The 18,142-nt window shown below is 49.4% G+C and carries 19 protein-coding genes; 14 read left to right on the plus strand and 5 right to left on the minus strand.

Going from position 1 to position 18,142, the window contains the following annotated elements; translation table 11 throughout:
- The first annotated feature begins 3 nt into the window (after positions 1–3).
- From ACWXW9_RS17135 to ACWXW9_RS17145, 3 genes are read left to right on the plus strand one after another with little or no spacing between them, the layout of a single operon-like run.
- Positions 4–1,164 (plus strand): UDP-glucuronosyltransferase, encoded by a 1,161-nt coding sequence (locus ACWXW9_RS17135; RefSeq protein WP_494930379.1) that lies wholly within the window; start codon positions 4–6, stop codon positions 1,162–1,164.
- Positions 1,161–2,207 carry a Gfo/Idh/MocA family protein gene (locus ACWXW9_RS17140; protein WP_494930380.1) on the plus strand — a complete coding sequence of 349 codons (1,047 nt, stop codon included), beginning with the start codon at positions 1,161–1,163 and terminating at the stop codon, positions 2,205–2,207. Before ACWXW9_RS17135 ends, ACWXW9_RS17140 begins: the two co-directional genes overlap by 4 nt.
- Before the next feature lie 28 nt (positions 2,208–2,235).
- On the plus strand, positions 2,236–3,537 hold the full coding sequence (locus tag ACWXW9_RS17145; RefSeq protein ID WP_494930381.1) for a type III PLP-dependent enzyme: 1,302 nt from the start codon (positions 2,236–2,238) through the stop codon (positions 3,535–3,537).
- A gap of 117 nt (positions 3,538–3,654) precedes the next feature.
- Here ACWXW9_RS17145 and ACWXW9_RS17150 read toward each other — a convergent pair whose 3' ends face one another.
- The 3 genes from ACWXW9_RS17150 to efeO are packed head-to-tail and all read right to left on the minus strand — an operon-like array spanning position 3,655 to position 7,741.
- The gene (locus tag ACWXW9_RS17150; RefSeq protein ID WP_494930382.1) at positions 3,655–5,469 is read right to left on the minus strand and encodes an FTR1 family iron permease; all 1,815 of its coding nucleotides are present in this window, start codon (positions 5,467–5,469) and stop codon (positions 3,655–3,657) included.
- Between the two features lie 24 nt (positions 5,470–5,493).
- A complete protein-coding gene (efeB, locus tag ACWXW9_RS17155; protein WP_494930383.1) occupies positions 5,494–6,858 on the minus strand; it encodes an iron uptake transporter deferrochelatase/peroxidase subunit in 1,365 nt (454 codons plus the stop codon).
- A gap of 4 nt (positions 6,859–6,862) precedes the next feature.
- Positions 6,863–7,741 (minus strand): iron uptake system protein EfeO, encoded by an 879-nt coding sequence (efeO, locus tag ACWXW9_RS17160; RefSeq protein ID WP_494930384.1) that lies wholly within the window; start codon positions 7,739–7,741, stop codon positions 6,863–6,865.
- Positions 7,742–8,045: 304 nt separating this feature from the next.
- Between efeO and ACWXW9_RS17165 the strand changes: the two genes are divergently transcribed.
- Positions 8,046–8,273, plus strand: coding sequence for a helix-turn-helix domain-containing protein (locus ACWXW9_RS17165; protein WP_007431813.1), 228 nt, complete (start codon positions 8,046–8,048; stop codon positions 8,271–8,273).
- Positions 8,274–8,436: 163 nt separating this feature from the next.
- Here the strand turns inward: ACWXW9_RS17165 and ACWXW9_RS17170 are convergent, their stop codons facing one another.
- Positions 8,437–8,706: a hypothetical protein gene (locus ACWXW9_RS17170; protein ID WP_494930385.1), complete on the minus strand. Its 270-nt coding sequence runs from the start codon at positions 8,704–8,706 to the stop codon at positions 8,437–8,439.
- A gap of 118 nt (positions 8,707–8,824) precedes the next feature.
- Here ACWXW9_RS17170 and ACWXW9_RS17175 point away from each other — a divergent pair, with 118 nt between their 5' ends.
- The 9 genes from ACWXW9_RS17175 (at position 8,825) to ACWXW9_RS17215 (ending at position 16,578) form a co-directional block, all read left to right on the plus strand.
- Entirely contained in the window at positions 8,825–9,205 is a 381-nt protein-coding gene (locus ACWXW9_RS17175; RefSeq protein ID WP_494930386.1) for a DUF5071 domain-containing protein, read from the plus strand.
- A gap of 300 nt (positions 9,206–9,505) precedes the next feature.
- Entirely contained in the window at positions 9,506–9,988 is a 483-nt protein-coding gene (locus ACWXW9_RS17180; protein WP_494930387.1) for a hypothetical protein, read from the plus strand.
- Positions 9,989–10,200: 212 nt separating this feature from the next.
- Entirely contained in the window at positions 10,201–11,328 is a 1,128-nt protein-coding gene (locus tag ACWXW9_RS17185) for an ABC transporter substrate-binding protein (RefSeq protein ID WP_494930388.1), read from the plus strand.
- A gap of 65 nt (positions 11,329–11,393) precedes the next feature.
- A complete protein-coding gene (locus ACWXW9_RS17190) occupies positions 11,394–12,266 on the plus strand; it encodes a branched-chain amino acid ABC transporter permease (RefSeq protein WP_494930389.1) in 873 nt (290 codons plus the stop codon).
- Positions 12,267–13,238, plus strand: coding sequence for a branched-chain amino acid ABC transporter permease (locus tag ACWXW9_RS17195; RefSeq protein ID WP_494930390.1), 972 nt, complete (start codon positions 12,267–12,269; stop codon positions 13,236–13,238).
- Positions 13,235–14,020, plus strand: coding sequence for an ABC transporter ATP-binding protein (locus ACWXW9_RS17200; protein ID WP_494930391.1), 786 nt, complete (start codon positions 13,235–13,237; stop codon positions 14,018–14,020). Before ACWXW9_RS17195 ends, ACWXW9_RS17200 begins: the two co-directional genes overlap by 4 nt.
- Positions 14,007–14,732, plus strand: a complete 726-nt coding sequence (locus tag ACWXW9_RS17205; RefSeq protein ID WP_494930392.1) for an ABC transporter ATP-binding protein — start codon at positions 14,007–14,009, stop codon at positions 14,730–14,732. Before ACWXW9_RS17200 ends, ACWXW9_RS17205 begins: the two co-directional genes overlap by 14 nt.
- A gap of 43 nt (positions 14,733–14,775) precedes the next feature.
- Entirely contained in the window at positions 14,776–15,333 is a 558-nt protein-coding gene (locus tag ACWXW9_RS17210; protein ID WP_494930393.1) for an L-2-amino-thiazoline-4-carboxylic acid hydrolase, read from the plus strand.
- A 15-nt stretch (positions 15,334–15,348) separates the two neighbouring features.
- On the plus strand, positions 15,349–16,578 hold the full coding sequence (locus ACWXW9_RS17215; protein ID WP_494930394.1) for a Zn-dependent hydrolase: 1,230 nt from the start codon (positions 15,349–15,351) through the stop codon (positions 16,576–16,578).
- Positions 16,579–16,611: 33 nt separating this feature from the next.
- On the opposite strand, the gene ACWXW9_RS17220 is transcribed toward ACWXW9_RS17215, so the two are convergent.
- A complete protein-coding gene (locus tag ACWXW9_RS17220) occupies positions 16,612–17,391 on the minus strand; it encodes an IclR family transcriptional regulator (protein ID WP_494930395.1) in 780 nt (259 codons plus the stop codon).
- A 201-nt stretch (positions 17,392–17,592) separates the two neighbouring features.
- Here ACWXW9_RS17220 and ACWXW9_RS17225 point away from each other — a divergent pair, with 201 nt between their 5' ends.
- A complete protein-coding gene (locus ACWXW9_RS17225; RefSeq protein WP_025686288.1) occupies positions 17,593–18,084 on the plus strand; it encodes a hypothetical protein in 492 nt (163 codons plus the stop codon).
- The last annotated feature ends 58 nt before the right edge of the window (positions 18,085–18,142 follow it).

Consider the following 18,142-nt stretch of genomic DNA (forward strand, 5'->3'; position numbering starts at 1 on the left):
AGCATGAGCGAGAGTATGCATCAGAGTATGAAGGTAGCGATTTTGTGTTCCGGTTTCGGATTGGGCTTTTATACCCCCGGCTTGCTGATGCAAGCGGGTCTTCGCAGGCTGGGCGTGGAGACGGCGATTCATGTATTTGAAAATGTGCTGCCCGAGTCGGCCCGTCTCAAGGTGGACAAAAGCCGCAAAGCGTACCATGACAATTTCGCTGTAGCCTTAATGTCACAGAAGGTTCCGCAGGATATGCGCAATTCGCTTGATCTCGTCGCCCTGGAAGTATTGCTGACCCGATGGATGGAGGAGGATCGGAGGCATTTTATATGCTTGTCTGGCCATTGGATGTATGTACTGGAGGAGTATCGCAAGCGCAGGGAACCGGGATCGGTGCATGTGGACATTGTGTATATGGATTCCACGCCTTCTCCTTCGTGGAAAAATCTTGCCAAGCATAACTCGCACTTTGCCGATGGGTGTGGAGAAACGACATTTTTTGAAAATGACCAAAATAGAATCAGCTACTATATTGATGTCCCGGCTGTGGAGCATGTTCCATTTGAAGCACGGCAATCCCGCTTATTTGTGCATGGCGGCGGTTGGGGCATGGGCACGTACCGTGAAAAGGTCGGACGGCTGGAAGAGACGGGCTGGGAGCTGGATTTGCTGCTGTATGATCAGGATCAGCCGGATGAACAGCGGGACGGTATACGTTATTTCCGAATGGACCCGCAGTGGAGAACATGGCAACGGAATGAAGCCGGGGAGCATACATATCCGCCTTTCGGTGAGGTGAAGGCTGGCGAGGAGACGTTGTATGAGGTCGGGGCGGATTACCATGGCATGCTGGATCAGGCATGTCATGTCCAGGCCATTGTTAGCAAGCCTGGCGGGGGCAGTCTGACAGATTCGTTCGCCACAGCCACTCCACTCATTATGCTGGAGCCGTTCGGTGTACATGAGATGCATAATGCGGATCTGTGGGAACGGCTGGGACTGGGGATACGGTATGATACTTGGATGCAAATTTATGGCGGAAGCGCTGAGATTCTGGAGGACATGCATCGGAGGATCGTGGAGCTGCGAAGTCAGACACCACGCTATGTGGAGGCATATGTGAGGAACGCTCAGGTGCGGACAAGCTCAATGGGATTGGAGAAAGGGTCATGAACGCCACAGCAGCGGCACAAGAGCCTGCAGTACGGGATATCCGCTTTGGCCTCATTGGCTGTTCAGCCATTGCACCTCGCGCGCTACTGGAGCCAATTCGGCACGTTGCCGGGGCCCGTGTAACCGCGCTTGCGAACCGGACCGTTGCCAAGGCAGGAGATCTGGCGGACCGTTTCGGCGTTAGTGTCGTTTATCGGCATGCCAGGGATCTGTTGAGCGACCCGGAGATTGACGCCGTGTATATTGCGCTGAGCAATGATCTGCACGCCGAGTGGATCGGTAAAGCATTACAGGCTCACAAGCATGTGCTTGTAGAGAAGCCGTTATGTCTGAATCCGGCGGAGCTGGCTCCCCTGGAAGCGGCAGTCGGTCAGAGCAGCGCTCATCTGCTGGAAGGAGTCATGGTGCAGCACCATCCTTGGCAGCGAGAGCTGCGCAATATTGTGGATTCCGGTCGCTATGGCCGTTTGCGCTCCATAGCGACCAGCCTGTGCATTCCCGCAAAGGACGGGCATGCGGAGAATTATAGATCCCGACCCGAGCAGGGCGGGGGATGCTTTTGGGATTTGGGCGTGTATTGGCTCCAGTTTCTTCAGGCAGTCATTGGACTGGAACAGGTGGAATTCCGCAGTCAATCGGATTTCGATGGTCCTAACGGATGTGACTGGACATTTCGTGCACAGGCCCGTTATCTGGAGGGATTGGAGGCATCCGCCCTCTTTTCATTCGAACGGCCATACCGCTGCGCTCATGTATTGACCTTTGATTCGGCGGTAGTTACTTTGCAGGACTGCTTTCGGGCGAATCTGGGCTTTTATAAAATAACGCTCAAGACGGAAATAACGAAGGATACAATGACAGGCTCCAAAATTAAAACCGTTTTCGAGCCGATGAACTATTACGTTAATCAGTTGGAGGCGTTTTGCAATATCATAAGGGGAGTCGCGGAGCCGATTCCGTTCCATGAGGCCGCCGAGCGCGTCAGATTGCTGGCAGCTATTCATGAGGCCGCCCGTTCAGGCACGACGATCTATGCGGTATAGGAAAAAGAAGAAGGGGGAGATTCAGCAGATGGATAAAAAGGACGAAGCCTTGCTGAAACGCTTCGGCGAACATCCGACGCCATTTTACTACTACGATGGCGACGCGCTGCATGCTCATGTCAGCTCGCTGCTATCCCGGCTGCACCCGGCTGTGCGTGTGCATTACGCACTCAAGGCCAATGGGAACGTAGCCTTGGCGGGATTGCTTCGCACGTTAGGCTGTGGCGTTGAAATCGCTTCGGCCGGGGAAATGTTCGTCGCGATGGAGGCTGGCTATACCCCGGAAGACGTGCTGTACGCCGGGCCGGGAAAAACGGTAGCCGAACTGAGCGAGGCGGTAGCCTGTGGAATCGGCTGCATTCATGTCGAGTCGGTGCGGGAGCTGCGCTTGCTGGAGGATATTGCTGCCCGAGCAGGCTTGTTTGTCCGCGCTGCGGTTCGTGTGAATCCTGATAACGATTTGTCGGGATCGACGATCAAAATGGGCGGCGTTCCTCGTCCCTTTGGTGTGGACGAGGGGCAGTTGGATCACTTTTTTACGGTGCTGGAAGATTGTCCACATGTATATTTCCAGGGCATTCAGGTGTATACAGGTACGCAAATGCTGAAAGCGGATCAGATTTTAGCTTCATTTGCGAATACCCTTCAATTGGCAGAACGGATACAGGATCAGTATGGTGTTGCGATGCATACGGTAAATTTGGGCGGCGGGTTTGGTGTTCCTTATTTTACTCATGAGCAGCCGTTGGATATGGGACAAGTGATCGACGGACTGAACGCGATGGCAGAGCAGACTCGATCCCGTCTGCCAGGTGTTACGCTGATCATCGAAAGCGGTAGATATCTGGTTGCTCAGGCGGGTATGTACGTCTGTCGGACATTGTACACCAAGGAATCCAAGGGCGAGAAGTTCGTCGTGGCTGATGGCGGTATGAATCATTATGCCTCGGCTGCTTTTCGAGGACGTCGGATTAGGGACAACTATCCGGTGCGAATTATGCGCGGGCAAGGGGAGGGACAGGAAGTGGAGATTCAGCCAGAAGCAACCGTGGATCTGGAAACTGTGAGCATTGTCGGACCGCTTTGTACACCCGAGGATTGTCTTGTGAAAAAAGCGCAGCTTCCTCCGATTCAGGAGGGTGATTATATTGTCATTCCGAATGCAGGAGCTTATGGACTAAGCTATAGTCCGGTGCATTTTCTGGGACATGCTATGCCGGCGGAGCTGCTGGATTTTCGCGGTGAGGTACACGTGATTCGCGAGCACGGTGACCGTACAGACTTGCTCCATCACCAGCGTATGATTCCGTTGCTGGAGGATATTTTCTGATCGTAAAAATCAACACTCCTTCTCGTGACTAAAAAAACGCCAAAACCGTCGGAGCCGATAGAGATCGGACCTGCGTTTTGACGTTTTTTTGCAATTATATGTGTTGTGGCTTGGATTTTAGCGTTGCTTGGAGTTGCGCATTTCCTGACGCACAAGCTGCCACACCATGAAGATCAGCACAGCGACTTGTGGGATAAACGTTTCCCAAGTTGGATACATGCCCAGCCAGCTTATAGATGGCAGCGATGAGGCTGTGTGCCCCGGAAGCTTGCCAGCCACCTGAAGCGAATGAATACTTTCGCCCAGAAACCTGAATACGAGATAGTAAATCAGTACAGTGGCCGTCAGGAAAAAGGCGCGAATCGGCAGCCGTACGCTAAACTTGATAATCGCCAATGCCAGCACAACCAGAATGACAGTTGCCGAGCCAATACCAATCAGCAATTGAGAGGTTTCGATGGCCGGGGCCATACCGATATAAAAGATAGCCGTCTCGGCGCCTTCACGCAAAATCGCAAGCGCAGAAACTGCGAACAGCGACCACAGGCTACCACGCGCCAGCGCGCTGTCTACGCTGTTCTCGACAAAGCGGTTCCATGCGGCAGCATTGGATTTGGAATGTAGCCAGCTACCGACAGTCAGCATAAGCACGACCGCGACCAGTCCAGTCACACCCTCCAGCAGCTCACGCATGCTTCCCGATGCGGCGGCCGCGACCAGTGTAGTGAACAGCACTGCCAGGATTCCACTCAGTACCAGCCCTGTTCCGGCACCGGCCCATATCCAGCGACCAGCCACAGCTTCGCCGCTTTTTTTGGCATACGCCAGCAGAGCCGCGAGCACGAGAATGGCTTCCAGCCCCTCACGCAGCAAAATCAGCGCCGCATCCCAAGCGGTGTAGGAACGCTCTTCCGTCAACGGACGGAGCCTTTCCAGCATCTGATCAAGGGTCTGGATGGCTTTGGCCGTGTTCGGTGGAGAAGACAGCAGATAACCGGAAGTCTCGGTCATTTCATTTTCAATCGCGGTATAGGACGCCGGATCGGAAATTTGCACATGACCTTCCACCGAAGGCCACAGGGCGATGAACCGCCCTATCTTGTCAGCCGCTTGCTCAGGCTGATTGGCTACCGCATCCTGCCGTGCGGATTCGAGGAGCTTGACCGCATCACTTAGCGAAGCTACTGAACCATTAGCCGCGTTGTTTGCTCCAGCTTCTTGACCCGTATTCACCAACTTGCCTTGACTATAATCTGACAACAAAGTCGTTAGCTCCTGCATTTCCTTGAGAGCCTGCTCTTGTCGTATGGGCTCGGCTTGCATGGAGATGCGAATCAGGCTGATTTTAGTTTCCAGCGCACTATATACCGGAAAATTGTCCGAACGAATCGGTGTCTCCACCTGATACCATGCTTTTACGATCCGGTCGTAATCAGCGCGGGCCGCAGTCCAGTCGCCTTTTTGCATGGCAGCCAGACTCCCCTTCGCCATGGGGAGCAGCTTTTCCGCTGCTTTGGCTCCAGCCGGGGCGGGTTTGTCGCCTTCCGCAGCAGTCACAAATTCGTTGACCGAACGAGCCAGCACGGACAGTGCAGCTTTTGCTGGTTCTCCGCCGCCGCTGGCAAGTGCCTGCTCTGCATCCGCGAGAGCCTTGTCTACCGCTGCGATATGGGCTGCATCACCACCGTTTGTTTTGGCAGCTTCCCACAGCGTACGGAATTCTTTGACGTCCCTGGAGGCTTCCGTCCATTGGGATTGTCCCGCCTCCACCAGTGCGCCACCCACCACAGGCATGAGCTGATCATTGGAAACAGCTTTGGCATCTGTTTGTGCGAAAGCGACCGACCCGGAGCCGGATATGAACGGAGTTACTGTCAGCAGCAGAGCCACCAGCAGAAATACCCATCCCAAGCTTTTATTGCGCCGATTCATATAAATCCCCTTCCTTGCCTGCTGCTAAAATAACGTATCCCCGATGTAGCCGCCTTGCGATACACCCGGGAAGCAGGCGAACACCGCACTGCCTTTGTGTACAATGTATTCGTTCAGCTTGTCATTGCGTGCAAGCTTCTCCTGAATATGGACGAACTGCTTGAATAGATCACGTTGGTAGCTGATGAACAGCAACCCGGCATCGAGCTGTCCTGTTTGCTTGTCCAATCCGCTCGAATAAGAATAAGACCGTCGTAAAATATTTATGCTCCCGTCCCCATGAGCCAATGCCACATGAGAGGTGGGGGGCGTAATCGGCTTGCCATTCGGACTTGTGGCCGCCAGATCGAGCTTGTCGAACTCCTTGGCCTTGCCTAGTGGGGCCCCGCTGCTGCGATGGCGTCCAAAGGTATCCTCCTGGTCGCCCAGTGTCGAGCGATCCCATACCTCAACCCGCATGCGTACACGGCGCACAGCCATATAGCTGCCGCCGCCCATCCACGCGGGGCCATCACTCGCCTGTGTCCATACCAGACGGTTCATCTCGTCAGCCTTGGAGGTATCCGGATTCCCTGTACCGTCCTTGAAGCCGAGCAAATTGCGCGGCGTGCTTCCCGCCGGATCGGCCTGTGCTGTCCGCTGGAAGCCTTCCTGTGTCCAGCGAAGCACCGCTGTTCCTCTGGCGATACGCGCCAAATTACGCAGGGCATGGAAAGCTACCTGCAAATCATTGGCGCATACCTGTACCCCGATATCGCCGCCACACCATTGGTCGTCCAGCGCATCCCCTTGAAAACGGGGCAGCTCACGGAGCCCGGCAGGTTTAAGCCCTGCCAGACCAAAGCGCCCATCAAAAAAGGACGGACCCACACCAAAGGTAATCGTCGTCCGTGACGGCGACAGCCCCGCCGCTTCGCCCGTATCGGACGGAGGCAGGTTAAGATTTTCGTTATCGTTGCCGATCAGCGCGCCGGAAGTCATCGTAGCGGTGGCTTCTGTCCAGGCTTTAAACAGGCTGCGCACTCGTTCCTTGTCACTCGTCGTTAGATCAAAGGCGGCGAAGCAGATGAAATCCTGTGCCGGAGTCACAATACCAGCCTGATGTTTCCCGTAAAAAGGAACCACATCCTTGGTATCTGCGTCCGTCATCATGCTTTCAAGCCGTTGGCTGGCTGTCAGCACAGCCCCCACACCGCCGCCGCCGAGCAGGAGACCCAGTCCCCCGACCCCGGCCAGCTTTAATAGATCCCGGCGTGATACAGATTTACTCTTTCCCGAAAGCTCACTAACCTCCGGATGAACATCCTTTTTTAACAGATCAGCCTGTTCTTCATGGGATTCCGCATGCTGCTGCGAGGGTTGTCCCTTTTGCCGCTTAAAGCCTTTCATATCGTTACACTCCTAACAATTTTCCCATTTGGGACAACGGCTCTGCCAGAGCATCAAGGTTTTGGCTCAGCTTTTTAATTTCTTCCGGTTTAAGCTTCGTATAAGATACATAGCCTTCGCCTTTCTTGAAAGGAGCCAATTCTTTCTGCAATGCCTCAAAGCGCTCGCCAATTTGCGTTTCCAACGCTGCATCTTTTTGGTTCAGATCTGTTTTCAAAATCTCATATATTTTTTGTGCGCCCTCTACATTAGCTGCAAAGTCGTACAAATCGGTGTGGGAATAACGTTCTTCTTCACCCGTCACCTTGGAGGTGGACACTTCGTTCAGCAGCTCGACTGCGCCCGTTACCATCAGGCTGGCGTCAATGTTGACCGTCTCCACCTTGGCACGCAGCAGCTTTGCATCACTCAACAGGCGGTCGGAAAACTCGTCCAATCCTTTGGTGGTGTTTTCTTCCCATAATGTCTTTTCAATCCGGTGGAAACCGCGCCAATCTGCTGCATCCACATCACCGTCACGCGCATCAATATTCGGGTCAAGATCGCCCAGCGCTTCTGCAATCGGTTCAATCCGTTCATAGTACATACGTGCAGGAGCATACAGCGCCTTGGCTTTGTCCAGCTCGCCAGCTTTGACCGCGTTCGTGAATTCTTCTGTCTTTTTCACAAACGTATCGCATTGCTCTATGGCATAGGCACGGTAAGCGGCCACCGCTTGATCAAAATTGGGGGCAGAGGCCGCGGGAGTCGTTGACTGTGTAGTTGCTCCCGCATCTTTGGTCGTTGCAGCGGGCTGCTGAGTAGCAGTTCCGGTTTGGCCGCAACCTGCGAAAAGAATAGAAGAAACCAGCACTCCGGCCGGTACAGCGTAACGTAATTTCATAATTAATGAACACCCTTTCTGGCCAAGCGGCCATGAACAATAGTCTGTTGCGCGATATCTATATGTATCATTATTTTGATAATGATTATCAGTCGCGGTTTTTCTTATCATAAGGCTGCCCCATATGCCTGTCAATACATAAAATTAGACGCAGAGTCTAACGATTCTGCAAAGGCTGAAAATAAGTGCCTAGGCCCATTTTTATCCGCATATTGAACCATACTTAAGCACGTGACATAAAATGTGTTGACTGTATCCCTTAACCTTGTTACACCACACAAAACCCGAGCAAGGAGGGGTGAAATTGACGAAGGGTAACGACCACAAAAACAAGTTTTTGTTAACTCACCGTGAACGTGAAGTATTTGAACTGCTTGTGCAGGACAAAACAACACGTGACATCGCCGGACAACTATTTATTAGTGAGAAGACGGTGCGTAACCATATTTCCAACGTAATGCAGAAACTGAACGTAAAAGGTCGTTCACAGGCGGTCGTGGAATTAATCAGGCTTGGCGAATTAAAAATCTGACCTCTTGTTCCTTGCGGGGTGCAAAGTCTTCTCGATGATCCTTCAAAAGTGAAGGCTGGTCGGGAAGGCTTTTGTTTTGTAGGATGACTCAACCAAGTGAGCCAACGTAAAAACAAGCGATTGTCGCAGAAAGAGACAATCGCTTGTTTTGATCATTTGTAGTTTAAAAATCATAATCCAGAAGCTGTTCCTGACAGTTAGCTATTCTTGATAACTCCGATTTGGGATGCCCAAGTCGGTTTGTTTTTTCACTGCACATCCAGCAGGAACAATGAATTTTCCCTTTGGAGAATGCACCGTCGAATTTGGCGACCCATCCCCGGTGTGCTGAAAGTCGTTTCTTACGGTTGAACTCGAAGACGGCTCCAATATTACTTTTGTTGTATTTACTTCGAAAAATCCATAGAGCTTTATGATCAAAGAAAACATTCATTTTTTCGACTTCTCCACCAGACATTGTTGTAGAGTCATTTTATGGCTACTCTTATAGAGCCTTTTACTTTTGTCACTAGCATCTGTAAAATACTAAAACCAGTAAAGGAGGCCACACGGTGAATCCTCACGATCTTATCCCTAAACATAAGTCGGATTTTGATAGCATTGATCAATTAAAATTGTGCAGTAAGGAAGAAATTCGACCCATAATTCCTGAGCTTTTTACCTGGTTACAAGACAGTAATTGGCCCATTTCAGCGGAAGTAAGAAATATTTTGTTCCAGTTCGATATGGAGCTAATTCCAGTCATCCGGCAAATATTAAATTCAAACGATAGTTCATGGAAGTATTTCGTGCTTATACATTTTTGTAAGCAGCTTCCCAATGCTTTACTTGAAAAGTTAACATACGAACTAAACAGACTCAGCACCAATCCGAGTGAAAACGATAAATTAGAAGAGATCGATCAGATTGCGAAGGAGATTTTAAACGATTAAACCGCTGAAAAATGTAGGAATTTGTGCATAAGTGTTGTACTATATATAGAGAAGGAAGAAACTACCATTAGCTCATGCGCCCACCCGCATGAATGGTTAATGTAGAAGGCTGTACCACAAAGTTATAAAAAGATAAAAATGCATCTTGTGATATTCTAAGGAGGCGAGTAAAGATCTCTGCAAAAAAATGTTGAAAAAGGATCACAAGGCAGAAAGGCTCGTTGCTTCAGGTAGCAGTAAGTAGCTTTTCCTTAGGCCTACCTGTGGTATATTCTTGATCGGAGGTGAACGGGGAGACATATGATACAAAACCAACACTTGATGACGTATACGCTGAACAGCGGCATAAAGGGAACAGTCGACCTATCCAGTAAGCAGGTTCAGGAATGGATAAAAGCATATCGAATTGGCAGCAAGTTTGTAACGGTAGTCGGTAAACAGTATTTTGGTTTGAATCCTGAATTGGTAGCAGATTTTAAGGTACATAATGAATACTCGGAGCAGCGGGATCATATATCCATGATACAGCCTGCAATGGTAAGTAAAGCTGTAGACGTAGACCCGTTGGTAGAGGCGTACAGTCAGTATAAAACGTTGATTCAGGTAGAGTGCAAATGCGGAGCTTCCTATATAGAAGAGTCGCCGCACAAAAGAACCAAGTGGTCATGCAAGGAATGCAATAACATTGTGTTCCTGGATCGTAAAAAGGGCATGGTGGATACGGAAAAAGGCAAGGCGTGGTACATGACCAACAAATACTATGTGGAAAGACAAAGCAACTGACATCAGTCAGTTGCTTTTTTTTGTGATTAGCTACTCTTTCATCATAGGGGGTTACGACTTGGGGGATAATAGGGAAAATACTCCATTGTTGCGATAATGTCAAAACAAATTTGACTATATTAAAAATATTCATTGCTTTTCTGTCGGATATCACTATAATAAAAACATACTTAAATCGTAGGTTTAATTATATTAATGAAGGGGTTATGTTCATGAAAAAGTCGGCAGCTTTTATTGCAGGAATTACGTTGTTTTCGGTATTATTAGGGGCTTGCTCCAATGGAACGAATGGACAGGCTTCGGGAGACACAATTCAAATTGGCCTGTCTGCGCCGATCTCGGGAACCGAGGCACAGTACGGTGAAGCCTACAAGAATGGCGCCGGACTTGCGGTCAAGGAGATTAATGATACGGGTGGCATCAACGGCAAAAAGGTGGAGCTGGTCATTCAAGATGACAAAGGAGACGCAGGCGAGGCAGTCAATGTAGCGAACAAGTTTACGTCGAATAAGGATATTGTAGCGGTGATAGGTCACTTTAACAGCTCTGCTACATTGGCAGCGGCCCCGATCTATAACAAAAATAAAATCGTCGAAGTTGCGCCGTCCTCCAGTGCGCCGGGCGTAACCAATGCGGGCGACTACACATACCGGGTCATTACGACAGATGCCTTCCAGGCCGATTATTTGGCTAAATGGTCCAAGGAGCTGGGCTATAAAAAGGTAGCATTGATCTATGAGCAAACGGATTTCGGATTGGGCTTGCTCGATGTATATAAAGATGCGGCTCCGAAAAACGGTGTTCAATTGGTAGCGAACGAAGCCTATGTGCCGGGAACCAAGGATTTTAGCACGATTTTGACTAAAATCAAGGAACAGCAGCCGGATGCTATTTTTATCGGAGGGTTCTACAACGAGGCAGCTTTGATTGCTCAGCAGGCTCAGAAGCTGAACCTGAAAACCGATTTTATCGGTGTGGACAGTCTGTACTCGGGTGCTTTGCTTGAATTGGGCGGACAGTCGGTAGAAGGGTTCAAGCTGATTGGGTTCTTCTATCCGGGCGGCAGCAATGCCGAGGCTAACCAATTTGCCAAAGCATATGAAGCGGCCTACAGCAAGCAGCCGGATAACCACGCAGCATATGCTTATGACGCGGCATCTGTCATTCTGGACGCGATCAAAAAGGGCGGCGCAGATCGGGAAAGCATCAAGAAACAACTGGTTACATTGAAGGACTTTAAAGGAGCAACAGGTACGCTGACCTTTGACCAAAACGGCGATGTCCAGACGATTCCTGAGAAACTGGTTGTGAAGAACGGAAAGTTTGAAATTTACAAATAAGACACAGCATTCAGAGCAGGAGAGATCATACACTTCCTGCTCTGAATTATGGAATGGAGGTTTCCATGTTTCTCCAGCAATTGGCGAACGGATTAACGATGGGCGTAATTTATGCCTTAATTGCTCTCGGATATACGATGGTTTACGGGATATTGAAAATAGTAAATTTTGCGCATGGGGATATTTATATGTTTGGCAGCTTTTTCGGTCTGTTTCTGGTCAAAACGCTGCACATGCCATTATTACCTGCCTTTATCGTTGCGGCTCTGGCTACAGCAACCTTGGGGATGATTATTGAGCGAGTTGCCTACAGACCGCTGCGCACGGCGGATCGGATCGTTCCGCTGATCAGTGCGTTGGGGGTATCCACTTTTCTGACCAGCTTTGTGCAAAAGGTATGGGGTACGGAAATGCATCCATTCCCTACGACCTTCGGCAGCAAAACATGGACAATCGGCAATCTGGCCTTTTCTGAAATTCAAATTCTTATTCTAATGCTGTCCTTTGCTCTTATGATTGCCTTGCAACTTTTTGTGACCCGCACCAAAACGGGTATCGCCATGCGGGCAACCTCCATGAGTCTGACGAATGCTTCTCTCATGGGTATTAATACGAATCATATGATTTCGGTGGCTTTTGCGATTGGCTCGGCTTTGGCGGCTTGTGCAGGAATTATGGTCGGCATTTACTATAACGCGGTCTATCCGACAATGGGGTATATGGCAGGGATTAGCGCGTTTACCGCTGCGGTGCTGGGCGGCATCGGCAGCATACCGGGAGCCATGCTGGGCGGTATCCTGCTGGGAGTCATCGAAAACTTGGGCGGGGCCTATATTTCTACCCAATATCAGAGCGTAATCTCTTTTTCCATTTTGATTATTGTGTTGATGATTAAGCCCACAGGCATTTTCGGCAAAAAAGAAATTAATAAAGTGTAGGTGAATGCGTTGAAACTGAAAAATTACAGCAAACTCCTTGCTGGTGTGTTGTTGCTGATCCTGCCTTTATTTTTGCAGCAAGTGAATGATTATTTATTGCATATTGCCATTACGGTTGGTATTTATATCATTCTTTCACTCAGCCTGAATATCATTATCGGCTATGCCGGGCAATTTGCGCTTGGACATGCTGCATTTTACGGCATCGGGGCGTATGCCTCCGCGCTGCTGATGCTGCATTGGAACGTGTCGTTCTGGGTCGCGCTTCCGGCAGCAGCGATTATTACGGGATTGTTCGGTTTGTTACTCGGCAGCCCGGTCATTCGTTTAAGAGGGGACTATTTGGGCATCGTGACGCTGGGATTTGGTGAAATCGTCCGGCTCGTTTTTGTGAATTGGGTGGATGTGACCCGGGGCCCGATGGGACTGCCGGGCATTCCTGCGCCTACCCTTTTCGGCTACACGTTCACCGAGAAGACTGATTTTTATTATCTTATTCTGGTATTGGCAGCCATCACGATATTCGTGGTCCATCGGATTATTCATTCCGGGATCGGGCTGAATCTGCTGACAATCCGCGAGGATGAGACGCTGGCGCAATCCATCGGTATCCGTCCAGTCAAGTACAAGCTGATGGCCTTTGCGCTGGGTGCTTTTTTTGCCGGAATTGCCGGGGCGTTCTGGGCCTCATACATTTCGTATATCAGCCCGGATGGCTTCCGATACATGGATTCAGTGAATATTTTAGCAATGGTGATTTTGGGCGGTGCAGCAAGCATTCCTGGCTCAATTCTCGGAGCAGTCATTCTGGTGCTTGCACCGGAACTTCTGCGTTATGTGGATGATTACCGAATGATGCTGATGGGCGTTGCCATCGTACTGATGATGATTTTCAAGCCGTCGGGATTTTGGGGAGAGAAGCATCGAAAGACCAATTTTTACCGTTTACAGAGAGGTGAGCGCAAACCATGACAACATTGCTGCAACTGGAAAAGGTTACTGTGAAGTTTGGCGGTCTGGTGGCGCTGCATGAGATTGATCTGACCCTGAACCAGGGAGAAGTGCTGGCATTAATCGGTCCGAACGGGGCAGGCAAAACTACGCTGTTTAACCTGTTGACCGGCATTTACCGACCGACCACCGGCTCCATCTGTTACAAAGGCGAAGTGATTAATAAGCTACAGCCCTTTGAACGTGTGAAAAAAGGGATTGCGCGCACGTTTCAGAATACCCGGCTAATTCAGGGCATGACGGTATTGGAAAATGTGCTGATTGCCCATCGGCAATGCAATACGGAAGGACTGCTAAGCTCCATTTTTCTGACGAAAAAGGGAAGGGATCGACGGGAAACTGCTACACAGGAATGCATTGGCATTCTCGCTCTAGTCGGACTAGAGCATAAGGTTGATGAACTTGCAGGAGGCTTGCCTTATGGGGAGCAAAGATTACTAGAAATCGCCCGCGCGTTAGTCAGTAAATGTGAAATTCTGTTGCTGGATGAGCCTGCCGCAGGCATGAATGCAATCGAGAAAAAACAGTTGGTCGAGAAAATACGGCATCTGTCCAAGGAATTCAGCATTGAGATTATTTTGATTGAACATGATATGGGCCTCATTATGGACATTTCTGATAAAATCGTTGTTTTAGATCATGGTATTAAAATTGCCGAAGGCACTCCGGCCGAAATTCAGCAAAACCCGCAGGTCATCAGCGCCTATTTGGGAGGGGAGGATGATTCGTTTGAGTGGGAATGAATTTATTTTGGAAATCACAGGCTTACAGGTGAACTACGGAGCCATTTCTGCGGTGAACGAGATCAGACTGAATATCCGCCAAGGCGAAATCGTCAGTCTGATCGGCACAAACGGCTCAGGCAAAACAAGCACCTTGCGCAGCATTTCAGGCATTGTGAAGGCAAGCGCGGGACAGATTCGGTTTCAGGGACAGGATATTACCCGACTGGAGCCGCACCAGATTGTGAAGCTGGGGATTTCGCATGTACCGGAAGGGAGAGGGATATTTCCCGATCTGACCGTAGTTGAAAACCTAAAAGTAGGCGCATATGTCCGCAAGGGACGAAACGAGGTCAAGGGGGATATGCTGGAGGTATTCCGCCTTTTTCCACGTCTGGAGGAACGAAAAAAGCAGCTTGCAGGCACGATGAGTGGCGGAGAGCAGCAGATGCTGGCGATTGGGCGGGCACTGATGGCCAAGCCTCAATTGCTGTTGCTGGATGAACCGTCCATGGGGCTGGCCCCCATCGTAGTGCGTGAGATTTTTAAGGCGATTCGTCGCATTCACAATGATGGAGTATCCGTTTTGCTCGTCGAACAGAATACCCAAATGGCGCTGGCGGTAGCCCATCGGGGCTACGTCATGGAGACAGGGAATATCACGCTGCATGGAACAGCAGACGAACTGAAGCATAATGATTTGATCCGGTCGGTTTATTTGGGCATCCAATGAAGCTTGAACGGTAGACTACAATAGTGGGAGAGGTGTTGCAGCAATGAGTCAGGAAAAAAATGAAAAACAGGATAACGAGCAAACCAAATATCATGATGAGAGCTTGGAGCCGGTGTCGCCGTATACGATTATGGCCAAGCTGTTTGCCCATGTGTCCAAAGCGGTTGTGGATCGTTTCGGGGAAGAGGGCCGGGATGCTGTGCGGGAAGGTGTGCGTACCTTCGGCGAAGAACGCGGACGGGATATTGCACGCAGGGCAGCGGCGGACGGACAGCCTAATGATATCGAAAATTATTTGACCCATTATGATATGGGCCGCAGTGATTTGTTCGAGTACGAAACACAGTATCATCCGATGGAGATTGAGCAGAATTTTACGAAATGCGCTTTTGGTGACCAATGGAAAAAAGACGGCATGGAGGAGTACGGCATTTTATATTGTCAAATGATTGATCCGGCGATTGCCAAAGGATACAACCCGAATTTTGAGGTCGTACACGATGACTATCTATTAAGAGAAGGTAACTGTCATTTCCGTTTTCAAATGAAGAACCCGGCGGACAGCGAGCAGACAGATAGCAAGGATACGGATCATAAATAAAGGGGAGGCGCGGCTATGCAGGAGGATAGACTGTGGCGGCGGATTATGGAGCTAGGGTCCATTGGTGCGCATGAAGACAGCGGGGGCGTAACCCGCATGTCCTTCACCGAGGAAGAGAGACAGGCCAAGGACCTGGTCATTCAATATATGAAGGAAGCGGGCTTGACTGTACATGAGGATGCCATAGGCAGCGTGATCGGCCGCAAAGAGGGGAAGGACCCTCTTGCTTCGGTTGTGCTGACAGGCTCACATATTGATACTGTTCCGCATGGCGGCAAGTTTGATGGAGCACTTGGTGTGCTGGCAGCGATTGAAGCATTGCAGCAGATGAATGAGCAGGGGATTGAAACGGATCATCCGATTGAGGTGATGGCTTTTACCGACGAAGAAGGCTCCCGGTTTGGTTTGGGGATGCTGGGCAGCCGAGCGCTGGCTGGCACGTTAACTTTGGAGCAATTAACACAGACGGATGAGCAAGGTCTTACGATTGCTGAAGCTATGCGTAGGGCAGGATATGAGCCGGAAAAATTGCGCGAAGCCGCAGGGATTCCAGCTAAGGTTAAGGGATATGTAGAGCTTCATATAGAGCAAGGGACTGTGTTAGAGCGGAACAACTTATCGGTAGGGATTGTGTCGGGCATTGCAGGTCCGTTATGGCTGCAATTTACGCTTACAGGCCAAGCTGGTCATGCTGGCGCGACACCCATGAATGCGAGAAGGGACCCGTTGGCCTGTGCATCGGAGATCATGAGCTTCATTTATCAGGAGACGAGAAAGCTTCCAAACGCAGTCGCGACGGTCGGCAAAATACGGGCGCTGCCCGGAGGGGTGAACGTGATCCCTGAGCATGTGGAATTTACTTTGGACCTGCGGGACATCGACGAAACGGTGAGAAACGAACTGGAAGGCAGCATTCGGGCTTATGCCGAACAGATTAGCCGGGAACAAGTCATTCAGCTGGAGATTAGCCTGCTGCAAAGAGTGGCTCCTGCCCCCTGCTCCAGCGAAATTATGAACGCCGTAAAGACCGCTTGCCAGCAAGCCGGACTAAGTCCGTTTACGCTGGTGAGTGGAGCGGGTCACGATGGCATGCAGTTCACTGATTTTTGTCCGATTGGCATGATTTTTGTGCGTTCCCGTGAGGGAATCAGTCATTCTCCGCTGGAGTGGAGCACACCGGAAGATTGCAGAGCAGGTACAGAGGTGCTGTATCATACGCTGATTCAACTGGCGCAAGCCCGTTAACACCAGTACAGGGGATCAAACAAGCTCATGATATTAAGCTTTCCAATGGTATCCGAATTGGGCAGAAATGTTTTTGGCTGCTTCAATTAAATCGGAAAGGATTCGATCCTCGTTTTCCTTCATGCGTGTCAGCGAGCCGATCATACTGATCGTGCCAACGATTTCGCTTTTGGCATCCTTGACGGGAACGGCAATACTGTATGCGCCCATCTCAATTTCCTGATCCTCCACACCAAAGCCCTGTTCCCTGATCAACTGTAAATTTAGGAGCAGGTCTTTTTTATCGGTAATCGTATGGTCGGTAAGTTTGGTGAATTTGTATCTTTGCAAAACGTCCTTGAACTCGGCTTCCGTCATATTAGCAAGAAAAACCTTGCCTGACGCTGAGGCGTGCATCGGCAACTTGCTGCCGGCTCTGGAGCTGATAATAAAATAGCTGTCCGGTGACTCTACCTTATCTACACAAAAAATTTGCTGATTTTGATAGACGTATAAATGCGATGTTTCGTGATACGTTTTAGTGAGCTGGGTCAGGTAAGGATGCCCGATTTCCTTGAGATCCAGGCTTTCGGAAACGAGATTGGCTTTTTGTAAAAACTCCAGTCCCAGCTTGTATTTGCCGTTGCTTGGATTCTTATCAATGTAGGAATATGCACATAAGGTATTGATAATTCCATATACGGTGCTGATATTCAAATTCAGTTTTTCACTGATTTCGCTAAGAGATAGATGAACATGAATAGAATCAAAACAATTAATAATATCAACGGCTCGCTTAATCGATTGGATCAAACGCGGGCTTTTTTCAGTCAAGTCAATACCCCCAAAAATAAGATGCGTAACATCGGTTTTATTTCCACAATAATCATATGTTCTTCTCTTTTTGCGATAATGTCAATATGGTTACGATATTAACTAATATGAAAATGCTATTAAACTCTTTTGCCAAATAATAAAATTGATGTTTTTTGCGCTTTGTAGTACATTATCAAGTGTATTATAAGGAGGCTTCTCATGTACGGACATAGACAAGATGATACTTTATACATCATGACTTACACATTAAATAGCGGTATCAAGGGCACAGTGCCTTTGTCTAATCAACAGATACAGGAATGGCTTGAGTGTTACAGAATCGGCAAGAAATTTGTAACCGAGATTGGCAAAGAGTACTTTGGGCTGCATGCGGAACTGGTGGCTGATTTTAAAGTTCATAATCAATATTCAAGCTATCAGGAAGTCATTATCCCGGTTCAACAGCCGGATACGGGCTTGAAAGAGTTGTCCCAAGCTTACAAATCAACAGAAACCTTGATCAAAGTAGATTGCAAATGCGGCACCTCCTATGTAACGGAATCTCCCTTTAAGCGGACCAAGTGGTACTGCACTAAATGCCGGGAAATTGTTTTTCTCGACAACAAAAAGGGAATGGTCGACACTTCCAGAGGCAAGGCTCATTTTATGACCAATAAGTATTTTGTGGAACGGGAAACAACTGGCGTATAAGCCGGTTGTTTTTTTGTGTATTATTGAATCATACTCGATAAAATGATAACGATAGTCA

The organism is Paenibacillus sp. LT-B23 (assembly GCF_059417685.1).